Source organism: Clostridium sp. CM039 (assembly GCF_055081075.1).
In genome coordinates this window covers 494,039-509,296 of sequence record NZ_CM143649.1, presented here as the reverse complement: position 1 = coordinate 509,296, position 15,258 = coordinate 494,039, and the positions used below count along the sequence as shown (strand labels likewise).

Genomic DNA, 15,258 nt, shown 5'->3' with positions numbered 1-15,258 from the left:
TTTAATCACTCCTCATCTTAATAATTTCATCTAGTTCAATGGTACCGTATCCTTCATACAACCTCACTGTTAGTGCAAGGGCAAATGCTGTTGTACTGACTGCTACAACTATCCCAGTAAGCATAAGCGCAGATGGAACAGGATTGATGTAACCTTGAATTCCTTTATGCGCCCCTATAATAATGGGAGCATCTTTACCTAAAATATATCCTTTTGCAATAAAAAATAAAAAAATTGCTGTATCCATTATATTCATACCAATTATTTTTTTTATTAAATTATTATGCAATAATAATATTGCAAAACCAATTCCAAACAGTATGATTGCGCCAGTCTCATAATAATTATTTATTAATCCTTCCATAATTAAATTTCCCCTCTGTCAAATAAATTGAAAAAAAAGTATATAGTAATCGCTACAATACTTCCTACTAATATGTTAAGTGGCAATAAAAATCCACCACTGAGTATATTGCCTGGTGTTCCTAAACTAGGCTGCGGAAGCCCTAAATGATTTCCACCAGTTATAAAACTATACCCTTTTAATAACCCATAAAACATAATTGCTCCACATAGATAGGTTATTAATCTTGCGTATGGTAATTTTTTATCTGTAAACTTTTTACCATAAATTATTCTATATAAGATGAAACTTGTGCCTATAATTGTTCCACCTGCAAATCCCCCACCTGGGCTTAGATGTCCATAAAAAATTATATAAATCCCAAAAATCTGAATGCAAGGTATTAGCACTTTACTTACTTCTTTTAAAATAGTACTTTTTATAATGATTTCGTAAGTACCTGTATCCTTAGGGTTCCTTTCTTTCTTTAGAAGTAACAAAACTATAATTGAAGCAGTAAACAATACACTTGACTCAACAAAAGTGTCAAAGGCACGGTAATCTAAAATAATACCTGTAACAATGTTCATTGCACCAGTTTCTTTTGTTGTTTTCTCTATATAATAATGTGCAACTTCATTATTGGCGGGATTATCATATTGTCCAAATTTGGGGAGTTCATTAACTCCCAAAAGTAAAATCATAATTAGAGTTGCTGTAATCCCAATAGATAAAAATTTTCTCATTTTCTTACTCCTTTAACTCTTTTTAGTGTAAGTATAAATAAAATTGTAGTAATACCTGCTCCAACTGCGGCTTCAGTTATTGCTAAATCGGGAGCATTTAGCTGTTGCCATAGAATTGTCATGATAAGGCTATAAACCATAAATACTATTATTGCACCAAGCAAACTTTTTATAGTAGAAACGACTACAGCAGAGCCTATTAAGAACATCAGCATTATCAAACTAAATATCTTCATGTTTTTTCACCCCATTTATTTTCGCAAGAGACGCTTGCCGGGTATACTCAGCCTTAGCAATTAAGTGTGTAGCTGTTGGATTCGCAATCCATACAAATACAATAATTAATACAATTTTCAAACTAACCATATTTAATCCATTTAATACTACCAATGCAGATAGGCATAATATAGCCCCTAAGGTATCACATTTAGCCGCGCTATGGGCTCTTGTAAACACATCTGGAAATCTTATAATTCCTAGTGTTCCAACCATGAAAAAGAATAACCCTCCAAAAAGAAAAATAGCAACAATCAACTCTCTCATATATTTCTCCCTTCTGAATTTCCAATAAATTTAGCTATTACAATAGAAGATAAAAAACTAATCAAAGCATATACTATTGCTACATCCACAAAATAAGTTTCATTAAGTAAAAATGAAACTATAAGAATAAGTACAATAGTTTTAGTGCCTATAACATTAATAGCAATAAGCCTATCTGCTGCACTTGGCCCCTTAATCGCTCGCAACATACATAAAAAAATTGTAGCCGCTAAAAATAAAATAGAAAAAATCAATAGTTTACTCATAAATGTCTTCCTCAACTTCTAAAATTATTTTTTCAAAATCTGAATCAATTAGCCCATTTACAAATTCATTTTTCAAACAATGCACAGTAATTTTATCTCTATCCATTGAAATGGTTAAGGTTCCCGGCGTTAATGTTATAGAATTAGTAAAAATTGTTTTAAGAAACCCAGATTTTATTTTTGTGTTAATTGTTACTATCTGTGGCGATATTACTATTCGAGGGCTCAAAACTATTTTTGCCACACTAAAATTGGACACTATTATTTCTTTTATCAATATAATAGTGTAAGATAACCATTTTCCAGTGCTTTTCTTGAAATTTACTCGTCTATTACTACACATCAAATCTTTATTTAAATTTCTAACTAATAAACTTATTATTATACCAATGCAAATAGTTTCAACTTTCACATTTGCTGATAGAATGATCCAAAATAATAAATATACAATTCCAAAATACATTTTAAAAATCCCCCTATAAATTTTCACTTAGTTTCTTTATATATTCAATTAGCAATAAACATGCCAAATTTTCTTTGACAAAAAAATGAAGTTTATAATCCATTGATTTTCAACGGTTTATAAACTTCATTTTTTTATTTTAAATAAAATTTTTGTTTTTCATAAAAGCACCTTATTTAAAATCGTACCAATACGATACACTATATTATTATAGCTAACGATTACATGCACCATTTTGAAACACTTGTGCCACATTGATACGATTTTTATAATTATATTAACTGGTAATGGTTACTCTATTCTACACTAATCATTATTGGTGTAGAAATTCAACTTATTACAGAACCGCAGGTGATTATTTAACTAATCTTATATTTTTCCATCTTTCTATACAATGTGGTTCTCCCTATACCTAATATTCTGGAAGCTGCTGCCATATTATCATTTACATTAATCAATGTTTGCATAATAGCATCTTTTTCAATTTGTTCTAATGTAAGTAGTTGCTTTGCGCCACTTACTTCTCCAACATTTTCTTTTTCATTTATATAACTTGGCAAACTCTTATTTGTAATTACACTATTATTTTCAGCTACATTTAATACAAGTTGCATAACATTTTGTAATTCCCGAACGTTTCCGGGCCAATTATAATTAATCATACTTTTATAAAAGCTTTCACTTATTCCTTTTATATTCTTTTCATTAGATTCACTGAATTTTTCATAAAAATAATCAATAAATATCTTAATATCCTCTTTTCGGTCTCTAATGGAAGCAATATAAATTGGCATAACATTTATCCTATAAAACAAATCACTTCGGAATTTTCCTAGTTCAACTTCTTTTTTTAAATCTTTGTTAGTAGCTGCTATAACCCTAACATTTATTGGTATAACATCATGTCCTCCAACTCTTACTACCATGTGGTCTTCTAAAACCCTAAGTAAACTTATCTGAGCGTCTAAGGGCATATCGCCTATTTCATCAAGAAATATTGTTCCGCCATTTGCGAGCTCAAATTTCCCTGGATGTCCACCTCTTTTAGCTCCAGTAAAAGCCCCCTCTACATACCCAAAGAGTTCACTAGAAACTAGATCACGAGGAATAGCACCACAATTTAAAAATACAAAGGGCCTATCTTTCCTTCTACTAGCATTATGTATAGCTTGTGTAAACATTTCTTTGCCTGTGCCACTCTCGCCTTGTAAAAGTATAGTATCATCAGTCTTAGCCGCAATTGATGCTAATTTAATAGAATGGGTTATACTTTGACTTTTTCCAAATATATCATCAAAGGTATATCTTGCATTAGCTCCAACAATTTTATTAATCATACTTAGAACTGCTTTATTCTCTTTAAAAGTAATTAGCACCCCACCTAAGTCACTAGAGCTAAAAATCTTTATGGGGGTAACGTTAACTATACAAGTTTTATTTCTACCCATTTTTGTAGTAAAATCTATTTCTTCCTCCTGATACTCTTTTCCATTATTCATAACATTTATAATATCCTTACCACTATTAGTATATAAAACATTACTTATGTGAATATTATGTACATCTTTCCCACTATATCCCAAGAGTTTTCTTGCAAACCTATTCATACTAATTATATCACCTTGATTATCTATTCTAATAATGCCCTCGGAAATTGATTCTGTAATTTGGTAAAATTGTTCATTTACTATTCTCAATTTTTTATTGTAATACTCTAACTTCATTTCTTTTTCTATAGCCTTTGCTGCGGCTACTACCATACCTAACGTATGTGGATGTACAAATTCATAATTACCTGTAATACTTAATACCCCTAAAACTTTTCCCTTTTCATTTTTTATAGGACATGCAGATGAAGTCCAATTATGATACTCATGTAAATAATGTTCGCCACCAAGTACTTGTATTGGCTCACCAGTTATTAATGAAAGACCAATTGCATTAGTGCCTATTACTTCTTCTTTTACATTATATCCGTCTTGTAATACCAGAAATTTATTTTGCCGCATTAAGCTATCCTCTCCAATATGATCTAATACATATCCATCTCTATCTGTTAAACGAATCATAAAATCAGAATTTTGTAGTAGATTGTACAGTGTTTGCATAAATGGTTTAGCTGTCTGTAATAGAGGCATAAATTCCTTATACTTATTTTTTAGATCATCCTGCGTAAGTTCAATTGTAAAATCCTTTTTAAATGGATCTATATCATTCAATTTGCTTCGTTCCCAAGACTTTGAGATAATATCTCGAAGTCCATTTTTATTTAAAATACCCTTTGAAACAAATAATTGCCGCTTTTTTATAATATCTTCAGAATTACCAAGCAATCTTTTATTTGGCAAATAAATCCTCCCTCTCATAGCATTTTAATATCATTATATATCTAATTATATAAAATGGCTATTGAAAATATCAAATAAGCAAAAAAAATTCCCTGAAAAAACAAGGAATTTTTAAGAATCAATTAATTTAACTTAATCATCATTTAAATTGATATGACAGTAACCACCTGGATTTTTTTGTAGATATTTTTGGTGATAATCTTCAGCATCATAAAAACAAGAAAGAGGTTGTATCTCTGTAACTATCGGCTTATCCAATCTACTTTGGACCTCATCCTTTGTTCTTAATATAATGTCTAAATCTTTCTTATCAGTATAATAAATACCACTTCTGTATTGATGACCGATATCAGCTCCTTGTCTATTATAAACAGTAGGATCTATTATTCCCCAAAATTTATTCAATATTTTTTCTAGAGATATCACACCTTCATCATAGCTTATCAAACAGGCTTCTGTATGTCCAGTATTTGCCTTACAAACCTCTTCGTATGTAGGTTCCTTCTTTGTACCATTAGCATATCCAACCTTAGTTTGGGCGATACCATTTATTTTTGACATATAAGCTTCTACACCCCAAAAACATCCTCCCGCTACAACAATGCTTTCCATTAAATCATCCCCTTTTGAATTGCAACCTCTTCATAGAAGATGCAATAACGACCTCAGAAGTATATTTATACTATTTGCTGTTTGTTATCCAAAAATTTAAAATCTTCTGCGACAACTTCTATGCTATATCTTTTATTTCCATCTTTATCTGTGTAGCTATTACTAGATAGTCTACCTGTTATAGCAATTTGACTTCCTTTTTTCAAATATTTACACAGCGTCTCTGCCATTCCATTCCATGCCACAATGTTTATAAAATCAGCTTCAGGTTGTATATCTTTATGTGATACTTTATTAATTGCCAATGTGAATCTAGTATAAAACCCTTTACCCTCATTAAAACTCTTAAGTTCCAGTTCTCTTGTTATTCTTCCAATTATTGATACATTATTCATATAATATCTCTCCTTTTTATTTAGTAACTTTTTAAAATTATTGACAATAAGAAGAGGTTTTATACAAACAAATGTTTGTTATTCTTTTAAATATTAGTGTGCTTATACTTCAACCATTTCCTTTAATGATTTTGATCCTGCTGTGAAAAAGACAAGTGCAAACAGAATTAAGATCCCTAACTTTGGAAGGATATCTATAACACCACTATTTTTTAATGCCACATCACTAAGTGCAGACAGTGCCCAGTTTTGCGGAGTAAAATAAGATATTTTCTTAAATACTGCTGGAAGAAATTCAAGTGGCATAAATGTTCCACTAATAAGACATGTTGGGGTTACTACTAAATTAACAATACCAACAGCCTGAGATTGATTTTTAGCATACCTTGATATTAATAATCCAAGACTTAAAACAACCACTATAAAGATAGTAAATATCAGAAAAACTGCAAGCATTGATTTCCCCCAATATATATGAAAAATATATTTTGTTACTGTTACCATAAGTCCTATTTGAATCCAACATAAGAACAGCATAGCTAAAAGCACAGAGCCTATTATGCTACCATTTTTATTTGGCGTAGAAATACTTCTTCTTAGGGTTTTATTATTTCTAAGTTCAACCATTTCTATGACAATGTATATCATTGAGAACATAAGAAAATTAATTATAAGACTTGTAGATAATGAACCTGATAAAGTACGCGTTCCATCCTTTTTAATCTCTTCTAGCTCCACTTTTACCGGATTATTACTTAAAGACGTATCTATTTTCCTTGAAATTTCACCATAGCTTTTATTTATCACAATATCATTCTGTTTTATAACGGATATAACTTTATTTGAAAGAAGTCTTTGAGTTACAAAATTATTTACTTTTTTAGAAATAATAATATCCATATTACCATCTGACAATTTCATTATATCTAATTTCTTTAAGTTACCACTTTCTAAATTTTCAGTGAATTCTTCAGATATAACCAAAGCTACTCCTGTCTTATTCTGTTTTATTCTTATTTGCGCCTCTTTAATATTTAATTCTTTGATTTCAAAATATTTATCTGTCTTTAATTCTTCTATAAGTTTAATACCTAATCTTCCCTTGTCTTTATTGACTATTGTAATATCAACAGTCTCATTAAATGAATCTTTAGAATCTCTTGTAAAATATGCAATTGTGCCTACTACTATAACCGGTATTAAAATCATTGAAAATATAGGTGTTTTTTGCTTTAACATTCTTTTTAAATGTAAAAATGCCATATAAATAACCTGCATTCTTGTCGCCTCCTTATCCTAACAATAAATTCACTTAAACTTTTTTACTATATCTGAACCTTTTCTCCCTTATTTAATGTTTTAAATAGATTATTCCATTCTTTTTTTCTCATGAAAAATGCACCAAAAGCTATTCCTAAAATTCCAATACTTAAGAGTACTATAATATTTACTGTTAGCTCTTTTATGCTTCCTCCAAGTGTTATTTTATTATAGCTATCCTGAATCCAATAATTAGGGGTTGCTTTAGCAATTTCCCTCATGATTTTCCCACTGTTTCCAAGAGGATAGAAACTTCCACCAATCATAGCAAATACCATAATTACTGCTGTAAAGATTGCATTTAAATTTTTCTGGCTTTTATATAAGTTCATTATGAAAGCGCTAATACCTGTTATAGCAAAGGCGTGTAAAATACTAATTAAAATAAGCTTCACATAACTGTCTCCAACGCTTATTCCAATGACCTTGCAAATACCCATGTATAATGTAATATCCACTAGAGTTATAAAAAACACAAAACATATTTTAGCCACATATAAATTTCTCATACTTAAAGTGGTAGATTTTAATCTTGCAAATGTACCCTCCTCTTTTTCTCTTACCATATTTTGCGCTCCAATTACTGATAGATAAAGACTAATGAATGCTAACATCGAGATTGTAAAAATTTGTTTACCACTAAGCTTTTTATCTTTAGTTATATTAACTGTATTTATAAAATTTTTACTATTTAAAGTGATTGTCTGAGTTATAACTGCTTCTTTCAACATGTCTATAGAACTTTTATCATTAACACTCACGTCTATTGCAGAAAATATATTTACATTATTATTAAGTATTTGCACATAAGAATTTACTATATCAAAAATAATCTGTGATTCAACACCAGAGGAGGAGGCCTTTAAAACTTTTATATTAACAGTTTCACCTTTTTCAACCTTTTCTGAAAAACCCTTTGGTATCACTATGGCAGTCTTAAGCTTTCCTTTTTGAAGATTAGCTTTTACTTCATCTATATCAGGTGTCTGGCTAAGTTCTACAAATTTTTTCATATCATCATTTGTAAGAATATCCTTTAAAGGAGCTGTGTATGAGCTTTTGTCCATATCTATTAAGGCTACATTTACTATAGGAATATGCCTATCTGGATTAAGTTGTTTTTCATACATCATACCGTAAAGAACTCCTAATAAAAGAGGCATAATCAAATATATAAGTACATAGAATTTTATATTTCCTAAAAATACCTTGATGTCTTTTATAAATATCCTAAATATTTTCACTTATCCCACCTCCACATTTTTTAGTCTCTTAAGTTCTTTCCAGTTAAACTTAAAAATACAGTTTCTAAGTTTGGTGAATCAACACTTATATTATTTATTCTTACGGATGAAGACATAAGGATTATAATAATATCCTGAAGATTCCTCTGCGAATTTTCAACAGTGAAAATTAGCAACGGATCACTATATTTTATTCTCTTAACCCCCTCTATCCTCTTCAATTTTAATATGATTTCTTCTTTAAAATTCTCTACAATAATTTCTAATTTCTCTTCATTTGTTACCATTCTCTTAATTTCATCTTTAGTACCACTAGCAACAACCCTGCCTTCATCTATTATTGCAATCCTATTACACAAACTCTCTACTTCTTCCATGTAATGACTTGTATATATAACAGTTGTCCCATATTCACTATTTAAGTTTTTAGTAAACTCCAGTATATGATTTCTTGATTGGGGGTCAATCCCCACTGTTGGTTCATCCATAATGATAATATCTGGATGGTGCATTATTGCCGCTGCAATATTAAGACGTCTTTTCATACCTCCCGAATATTTTTTTACTTTGTCCTTTGATCTTTCAGTAAGTCCTGTAGCTTCAAGAACCTCCTTAATTCTATTTTTAAGCGTGCTTCCCTTTAATCCATACATGCTACCCCAAAATACAAGATTGTCATATGCATTTAAATTCTCATATAGTGCCACTTCCTGAGGTATAAATCCTATGTGTCTTTTAGCTTCTACAGGTTTTTTATTTATGCAATTATCAAAAATTTTTATATCACCTCTATCGGCTTTTAATAATCCACAAATCATTGAAATAAGAGTGGATTTTCCAGCACCATTAGGTCCAACCAATCCAAACAATTCCCCTTTTTCTATATTAAGATTTATACTATCAACAGCTAATTTATCCTCATATCTTTTTGTTACATTGTTTATCTCAATTATTGACAAATTCAACACTCCTTTAAATAATTTGCTTATAATTATATTATATAAATTTCCAGTATCTATAGCAATTGAGTTAAGTAATGACTATAAAAAATTGACCATTACTTAAGTCATGTTCTTAAGTAATGGTCATAAAATTAAAAATCCACTAAAGAATTCTTAAGTGCGAAAATTGCTATTTGAGTTCTATCTCTTAATTCAAGCTTTGAGAGTATTTCTGTAATGTGATTTTTTACTGTTCCCTCTGTAACAAAAAGATTGCTAGCAATTTCTTTGTTTGTAAGCCCTGTTCCTATCCCAATTATAAATTCTACTTGTCTTAACGTTAGCTTATATTTATCCATAATATTACTTAGTGTATTTTTGGAATTGGACTTAGTATTATTTATAATTTTGGCTGCTACCTCAGGGTGCATAACTACATTGCCTCTATACACACTTTTAATGCCATCCATAATAATATCATAGGATGTATCTTTTAGAAGATAGCCACTTGCACCATGCTTCATAGCATCATATATATACTCATCATCTTTAAATGTAGTTAGTATTAGAATTTTTATATCCTTAAACTCACTTTTTATAAGTTTAGTACCCATAACTCCATCGCACAAAGGCATTCTTATATCCATTAGGACTACATCTACTTTTTCATTTCTACATAATTTTAGAGCTTCTTCTCCATTACCACATAACCCCACTACATTTATTTCTAAATTAGAGCTTAAAATAATCTTTAATCCTTCTCTTATAAGTACTTCATCATCTGCAATTGCTATATTAATCTTTTCCAAATTCCTGCCCCCTGTTATTCTATAAAGCTTTCAATTTTTGGTATGGACATACTAATTTCAAAGCCTTTATCACCATGAACATTAACTTCTCCCCCAAGACTTTTAACTCTCTGTTCTATACCCTTTAATCCAAAACCACTTTTAATTTTAAGACAGCCTTTTCCGTCATCTTTTATATGTAAATATAACCTATCTTCTAAAAACTGAAGTGATATAATCACACTAGATGCATTACCATGATTAAGTGAATTATTAAGTGCTTCCTGAACTATTCTATATAAAGTGAAGCTCTGATCTCCATTCAATGTCCATTTTTCATTAGAAACAATAAAACTTACCTTAACTCCACTAAGTTTTTCAAAATTAGAAGTAAGTTCTTGAAGGGCAAAAACCCCTTGATAACTGTCAAAATCTGTTGGTTTAAGCTCTTTTACTGCCCTTCTAACATTTTCAATTCCATTTTTAGTGAAATGGATTAAATTACTCACCATTTTTTCACCTTCATTTTGGTCATTTTTCATTACATAAGGAATTGCTTGAAGCTGAATAAGCAGTGTAGATAAGGTATGACCAACAGAATCATGGATTTCTCTCGATATTCTATTTCTTTCTCTCAAAATAGTTAGTTCTTCCACAGTATTTGAATACTGCTGTAATTTTTCGTAGGTCTCTTTTAAATTTTCCTCTGATATTCGTAGCTTATCATATAAGTGCTGTGCTTCACTTTTCCTCTCGCTTTCTTCTGCAATATATCTTCCCAAGACTCCAAATATAACTACAATTACCGTATTAAAAATCACATTAACTAAAATATAATTCTGCATCTTACCATAAACTGGTTTACTACTTTGAAATACTACCGCTGCATATAAAAATGAAATAACTACGTATGCATATGCTTTAGGAAGCATCAAAGCAGCATCCAAAACTGAAATGAAATAATATATAAAAATAAACCCACCAAAACTATAATAGATTATAGAAATTAATACTAAATCTATAAAAAGAGAAATTATCACTGCATATTTTTTCTTATATAAAAAATACATTCTTATCTGAGTATTCAATATATATAGCAGCATACAAATAATGAATTTAGTCATAATATTCATAGAATATTCACCGGTCATAACAACTGAAAGCGCTACTAAAAAATATACTATATATTTAATTAATTCTAAAAACGGATAGTTATTTTTCTTCAATTTACCACATCCAATTTATATATATATTAATTTTAAAATTATTCACAATAAAATATAGAAGCTCTTATAATTTTAGATTCTTCCTGACTGCTACTATAAACCTTAAGTTCTAAATTGTTTTCTTTCTCTGTTGTAGTTACTAATGCTAAATCACCTTTGTTAAGATTTATTTTTTCCTTTGTTTCTGTAGCTATTTCTACATCACCTTTCACTATATAAAATGCTTCTGTGATTTGATGAGATTTTTCAGCATCATTGATATTATTGTGTAACAATATATCTTTAAACTCCCCTTTATTAACTGAAATTGATTCTAATCTCCCCGTGTAGCCTTGTGCCATCATTAAATTAAAATCTACAACTTTACCAAAACTTGTTGTTTTCCACTCTCCACTAAAGCTATCCTGCTCGAATGCTTTTAACACAGCATTATGATGACCTTCATGGCCAAGAAGTAGTTTTCCTTCAATAATCATAATAATCCTTGATATTCCGGGTAAAGATGTAAATGTAGATTGTTCTACTCCAACCTTTGCAGAACTCAGCCTCCATTTAAAATTACGATTACCATATAGTGAATCATTAGGATAAATATAAAGCTCTGTTGTTGTACCACCAGACCATTCACTTGTTTTATGTTGATTTTTTCTAATTATTTCAATATTGTAAGACATTTATAATTCCCCCCTATTACTTATCATATTTACATTCTATTTTTATATGTATTTTCCTTTTATTTCGAAAGTAGAAGTCATAATTTTTAGTTTGTACTTTAATCTGGGACTTAATTAAAAATATTTAGGATTAACAATTTCTAAATCTGAACTTGATATCGTGTAAACTATCCGATATTATTATATCTTAAGTGATATAATAATAAAGTAAAACAACAGTTAAAGTTATTTGCAGTATGTTTGATATTTCAAAGCCAACTTTATACAAATCAATAGAGGAAATAAGTAAAACTAATAATTTATAAATACTTTGGAGAGATTAAACCTAATAATTCTAATAATATATTCATATCAGTTAATTCAGGATTGTATTTTATCATTCATTAATATAAATTCCAAAATAATATTTATTTGGTAAGGAGTTAAAAATGAAAAAATTGAGGTTATTGAATTTTATACCGTTATTGATGGCAGTACCATCAATAACTATTGGAGGGATAGCAATGTACACCACTAAAGTACCAATTGCTATTTTTGTTCAAAACATTTTTTATTTAGTATTAGCTGGAATAATTTCATACTTTATACTATTAAAAAAATCTAAAGTTAAAAATAATGCAAGCACTAATACCACTACTATTATAGTTGCAGTTATTCTTTTATTTCTAACTTTTATTAGTTCAGGAATAGAAGGCGTTCATAGATGGGTATCTGTTGGGCCAATTAAGTTTTACGTTGCAGTTATTGTCCTACCTATTATAATTATAAATCTATGGGAATTGTTACAAATAAGAGATTGGTGGTTTTCAGCTGCTATTACAATAGTTATATCAGTTTTGCTTGCTTTACAACCTGATGCTTCTATGCTAACTGCATTTGCTATTCCAATGATAATGTTGTTATGGAATAAGATTAATAACAATATTTTTCGTTCTTGTATTGTAGTGTTACTTTCTGCGTTGATTATTATTTCATGGGTGTTTTTAGATGGATTACAACCTGTATCTTATGTTGAAAATATAGTTAGTTTGGTAGCGAGTATGGGAATAATATGGCTTAGTTTAGGGGTTATTTCTCTTGTAATATTGCCATTGCCATTTATATTTTTTTCACCAAAAAAATATAAATTGTTATCACTAAGCATTGGTATGTATTTTATAATTATTTTAATTTCTACTCTATTTGGAAATTTTCCAGTTCCATTGATGGGATACGGAGTTTCCCCGATAATAGGATATTTTATATCTATAACTTGGTTCGCAAAATCCAAAATTAATTCATAATATTCTTAACGTTCGGCCCCCCTTTTGGAGTATCAAAATCAAGAAATTTGCGAGCAATACCCCTAGTTATTTAGTACTAACAAGGATTATTAAAGGATATACTTCTGAAGTCGTTAATATGCAGCTCCGCAGGAGATGATTTAATCCAGAAATTTTATATTCATAGTTTATTCAAACAAATTCTTGATATAAAAAATTGCAAATAAAAAACACCATATGGCGTTTTTCATTTGCAACAATCTTTATTAATAATAAAAATAATAGGAATTAAGTATATATTCAGCATTATATCTAACACTTAATTTTTTCAAATAAAGCTTAACCTTTTCTTTATGTTCCATATCTAAAAGGATTTTTTTAAAATGAGTTAGTTCTTTATCCGAAGCAGCATTTTTAACATATCCCCAAACATGCTCTGCAGTACTTACAAAACTTCCATTCTCTACATCAAAATTTATTATTTCATCCGTATACTCATAGAATTCCTCAATACTGCAATTCTCTTTTATCAATTTACTACACTCTTTATAATATTTATAATTTCTTTCCATTAATACATATTTATATTTAGCCCACTGTTTTTCTATAATTCCAGCCTTTGATTTCTTATCCCTGTTGTTAATTATAATATTGCATTTTATAGCCGAAATATCTTTGTCTTTTACCTCTAGCATAATATCAATATTAAATTCTTTAACTTCATCATAGTATTCTAGAAAGGTTTTAACTATTATCGTATTTGAATGAGCCCCTATCTGTTTATGCAAATTTTGCTGACTATAGTGGGCTTTTATATTACCATCTTTTTTCTGCCATGTTTTAGCTACCTTCCTCATTATTTCTTTTATAGGCACCTCTATTTCATGATTACACTGATGGTGAAGGTTATCAAATATTACTGGTATATTAATTTCCTTACTTACTAAAAGTACATCATCAATATTAAATATTTTTCCATCATTTTCAATTACGAGCCTATCCTTTACCGAAGATGATAATCTTTTAAAATTTTCAATAAACCTATTCATAGCAGCACTTTTATCACCATAACCGCCACCAATATGAAGTATTATCTTATTGCTTGAATCCACACCTAATGAATCAAGGAATCTAGCATGGTATTCCAAATCTTTAATTGCTTTTGCTACAATCTCTTCTTTTTCTGCATTGAGTACTGTGTACTGACCTGGATGCATAGACACTCTCATGCCATATTCTTTTATATACTCGCCTATTTCATTTAATTCGTTTTGAAAATGTTTATGCCATGGAATTTCATTAATACTGTGACTTCCTAATGGAACTATATCTGAACTTATTCTAAATAACTTTATGTTATACTTCTCATTATTCTCTAATATTCCTCTTAGATCTATTAAGTTTTGCTCTAATATTTCTAAAAACATTTCTTCCGAAAAGTTTTTGAGCGTTAATCTTCTATTTGTTCTTGCATTTGTTGTAAGTGGTATGCATGCATATCCGATTTTCATATTTACCTCCTATTTTTTCCTCCCATGAGTGTATCCAACAACCTCAAATTCCTTTGAAAGTCCTTTAACAAATTCATTATAATAAGGACATGTTGCTCTAATGCATGTTGATAAATGTATACTGCTTACACCCTGTTTTTTTAATTCCTCTGAGGAATTAAGCATTTCTTTTAATGAATCTGCGTTACATCCGCTACATGGTATTTGCATTACCATGTCTAAACTAGCATCATAATCATTGAATGAGGCTGTCTTATTGTTAAATGCCTTTATACAACCAGAACCTGAGCATTTACTAGAAACTTTAAAACATCTTAATACAGCAATCTTTTTCATATTTATAACCACCTTAATAATTTATATACTATATTATATCTAAATACAAAAGTATAAGATGTGATTTATATAACATATTTAATTAATGTTTTATAACAAAATTGCCTTCCTTATTTAAAACCCCTACTTATTACATGTTTAAACCAACCTTATGCCTTCTTAGAGGTACAAAACCAAGTTAAAGGTATAATTGCATCCTAATGCTTTCGGCTATCCATATAGCCATATTTATCATTATTT

General features: G+C 29.4%; 18 protein-coding genes. 1 reads left to right on the top strand and 17 read right to left on the bottom strand.

Going from position 1 to position 15,258, the window contains the following annotated elements:
- Position 1 precedes the first annotated feature (1 nt).
- The 15 genes from ACWJJ2_RS02360 to ACWJJ2_RS02290 form a co-directional block, all read right to left on the bottom strand.
- Entirely contained in the window at positions 2-364 is a 363-nt protein-coding gene (locus ACWJJ2_RS02360; protein ID WP_216303053.1) for a sodium:proton antiporter, read from the bottom strand.
- Between the two features lie 2 nt (positions 365-366).
- Complete coding sequence (gene mbhE, locus ACWJJ2_RS02355; RefSeq protein ID WP_220285878.1) at positions 367-1,089, bottom strand: hydrogen gas-evolving membrane-bound hydrogenase subunit E; 723 nt, start codon at positions 1,087-1,089, stop codon at positions 367-369.
- Positions 1,086-1,325: a hydrogenase subunit MbhD domain-containing protein gene (locus ACWJJ2_RS02350; RefSeq protein ID WP_216303055.1), complete on the bottom strand. Its 240-nt coding sequence runs from the start codon at positions 1,323-1,325 to the stop codon at positions 1,086-1,088. The genes mbhE and ACWJJ2_RS02350 overlap by 4 nt, the downstream gene beginning before the upstream one ends.
- Complete coding sequence (gene mnhG, locus ACWJJ2_RS02345) at positions 1,312-1,632, bottom strand: monovalent cation/H(+) antiporter subunit G (protein ID WP_216303056.1); 321 nt, start codon at positions 1,630-1,632, stop codon at positions 1,312-1,314. The genes ACWJJ2_RS02350 and mnhG overlap by 14 nt, the downstream gene beginning before the upstream one ends.
- A complete protein-coding gene (locus ACWJJ2_RS02340; protein WP_216303057.1) occupies positions 1,629-1,898 on the bottom strand; it encodes a monovalent cation/H+ antiporter complex subunit F in 270 nt (89 codons plus the stop codon). The genes mnhG and ACWJJ2_RS02340 overlap by 4 nt, the downstream gene beginning before the upstream one ends.
- Positions 1,891-2,361: a Na+/H+ antiporter subunit E gene (locus tag ACWJJ2_RS02335; protein WP_216303058.1), complete on the bottom strand. Its 471-nt coding sequence runs from the start codon at positions 2,359-2,361 to the stop codon at positions 1,891-1,893. The genes ACWJJ2_RS02340 and ACWJJ2_RS02335 overlap by 8 nt, the downstream gene beginning before the upstream one ends.
- 359 nt (positions 2,362-2,720) lie before the next feature.
- Entirely contained in the window at positions 2,721-4,709 is a 1,989-nt protein-coding gene (locus ACWJJ2_RS02330; protein WP_220285879.1) for a sigma-54-dependent Fis family transcriptional regulator, read from the bottom strand.
- A gap of 132 nt (positions 4,710-4,841) precedes the next feature.
- On the bottom strand, positions 4,842-5,321 hold the full coding sequence (gene msrA, locus ACWJJ2_RS02325) for a peptide-methionine (S)-S-oxide reductase MsrA (protein ID WP_220285880.1): 480 nt from the start codon (positions 5,319-5,321) through the stop codon (positions 4,842-4,844).
- 65 nt (positions 5,322-5,386) lie between these two features.
- A complete protein-coding gene (locus ACWJJ2_RS02320; protein ID WP_220285881.1) occupies positions 5,387-5,716 on the bottom strand; it encodes a single-stranded DNA-binding protein in 330 nt (109 codons plus the stop codon).
- Positions 5,717-5,818: 102 nt separating this feature from the next.
- On the bottom strand, positions 5,819-6,994 hold the full coding sequence (locus ACWJJ2_RS02315; protein WP_462953764.1) for an ABC transporter permease: 1,176 nt from the start codon (positions 6,992-6,994) through the stop codon (positions 5,819-5,821).
- A gap of 47 nt (positions 6,995-7,041) precedes the next feature.
- Positions 7,042-8,280: an ABC transporter permease gene (locus ACWJJ2_RS02310; RefSeq protein ID WP_462953763.1), complete on the bottom strand. Its 1,239-nt coding sequence runs from the start codon at positions 8,278-8,280 to the stop codon at positions 7,042-7,044.
- Positions 8,281-8,300: 20 nt separating this feature from the next.
- Positions 8,301-9,239 (bottom strand): ABC transporter ATP-binding protein, encoded by a 939-nt coding sequence (locus ACWJJ2_RS02305; RefSeq protein WP_216303064.1) that lies wholly within the window; start codon positions 9,237-9,239, stop codon positions 8,301-8,303.
- Between the two features lie 134 nt (positions 9,240-9,373).
- The gene (locus tag ACWJJ2_RS02300) at positions 9,374-10,030 is read right to left on the bottom strand and encodes a response regulator transcription factor (RefSeq protein WP_216303065.1); all 657 of its coding nucleotides are present in this window, start codon (positions 10,028-10,030) and stop codon (positions 9,374-9,376) included.
- Between the two features lie 14 nt (positions 10,031-10,044).
- The gene (locus tag ACWJJ2_RS02295) at positions 10,045-11,235 is read right to left on the bottom strand and encodes a sensor histidine kinase (RefSeq protein WP_216303066.1); all 1,191 of its coding nucleotides are present in this window, start codon (positions 11,233-11,235) and stop codon (positions 10,045-10,047) included.
- A gap of 38 nt (positions 11,236-11,273) precedes the next feature.
- Positions 11,274-11,909, bottom strand: a complete 636-nt coding sequence (locus tag ACWJJ2_RS02290; protein WP_220285884.1) for a HutD/Ves family protein — start codon at positions 11,907-11,909, stop codon at positions 11,274-11,276.
- A 428-nt stretch (positions 11,910-12,337) separates the two neighbouring features.
- On the opposite strand from ACWJJ2_RS02290, the gene ACWJJ2_RS02285 reads away from it, so the two are divergent.
- Complete coding sequence (locus tag ACWJJ2_RS02285; RefSeq protein ID WP_220319505.1) at positions 12,338-13,192, top strand: cell division protein; 855 nt, start codon at positions 12,338-12,340, stop codon at positions 13,190-13,192.
- A gap of 245 nt (positions 13,193-13,437) precedes the next feature.
- Here ACWJJ2_RS02285 and uvsE read toward each other — a convergent pair whose 3' ends face one another.
- Together uvsE and ACWJJ2_RS02275 are read right to left on the bottom strand one after the other, a co-directional pair.
- Positions 13,438-14,682 (bottom strand): UV DNA damage repair endonuclease UvsE, encoded by a 1,245-nt coding sequence (uvsE, locus tag ACWJJ2_RS02280; RefSeq protein ID WP_220285885.1) that lies wholly within the window; start codon positions 14,680-14,682, stop codon positions 13,438-13,440.
- 9 nt (positions 14,683-14,691) lie between these two features.
- A complete protein-coding gene (locus ACWJJ2_RS02275) occupies positions 14,692-15,018 on the bottom strand; it encodes a CGGC domain-containing protein (protein WP_165412195.1) in 327 nt (108 codons plus the stop codon).
- Positions 15,019-15,258 lie beyond the last annotated feature (240 nt).

Bases quoted from the DNA above. Each gene is read 5' to 3' on its own strand.
- msrA (WP_220285880.1), bottom strand. From the start codon at position 5,321: ATGGAAAGCATTGTTGTAGCGGGAGGATGTTTTTGGGGTGTAGAAGCT.
- mbhE (WP_220285878.1), bottom strand. From the start codon at position 1,089: ATGAGAAAATTTTTATCTATTGGGATTACAGCAACTCTAATTATGATT.
- ACWJJ2_RS02275 (WP_165412195.1), bottom strand. From the start codon at position 15,018: ATGAAAAAGATTGCTGTATTAAGATGTTTTAAAGTTTCTAGTAAATGC.
- ACWJJ2_RS02335 (WP_216303058.1), bottom strand. From the start codon at position 2,361: ATGTATTTTGGAATTGTATATTTATTATTTTGGATCATTCTATCAGCA.
- ACWJJ2_RS02350 (WP_216303055.1), bottom strand. From the start codon at position 1,325: ATGAAGATATTTAGTTTGATAATGCTGATGTTCTTAATAGGCTCTGCT.
- mnhG (WP_216303056.1), bottom strand. From the start codon at position 1,632: ATGAGAGAGTTGATTGTTGCTATTTTTCTTTTTGGAGGGTTATTCTTT.
- ACWJJ2_RS02285 (WP_220319505.1), top strand. From the start codon at position 12,338: ATGAAAAAATTGAGGTTATTGAATTTTATACCGTTATTGATGGCAGTA.
- ACWJJ2_RS02320 (WP_220285881.1), bottom strand. From the start codon at position 5,716: ATGAATAATGTATCAATAATTGGAAGAATAACAAGAGAACTGGAACTT.
- ACWJJ2_RS02290 (WP_220285884.1), bottom strand. From the start codon at position 11,909: ATGTCTTACAATATTGAAATAATTAGAAAAAATCAACATAAAACAAGT.
- uvsE (WP_220285885.1), bottom strand. From the start codon at position 14,682: ATGAAAATCGGATATGCATGCATACCACTTACAACAAATGCAAGAACA.
- ACWJJ2_RS02360 (WP_216303053.1), bottom strand. From the start codon at position 364: ATGGAAGGATTAATAAATAATTATTATGAGACTGGCGCAATCATACTG.
- ACWJJ2_RS02340 (WP_216303057.1), bottom strand. From the start codon at position 1,898: ATGAGTAAACTATTGATTTTTTCTATTTTATTTTTAGCGGCTACAATT.
- ACWJJ2_RS02315 (WP_462953764.1), bottom strand. From the start codon at position 6,994: ATGCAGGTTATTTATATGGCATTTTTACATTTAAAAAGAATGTTAAAG.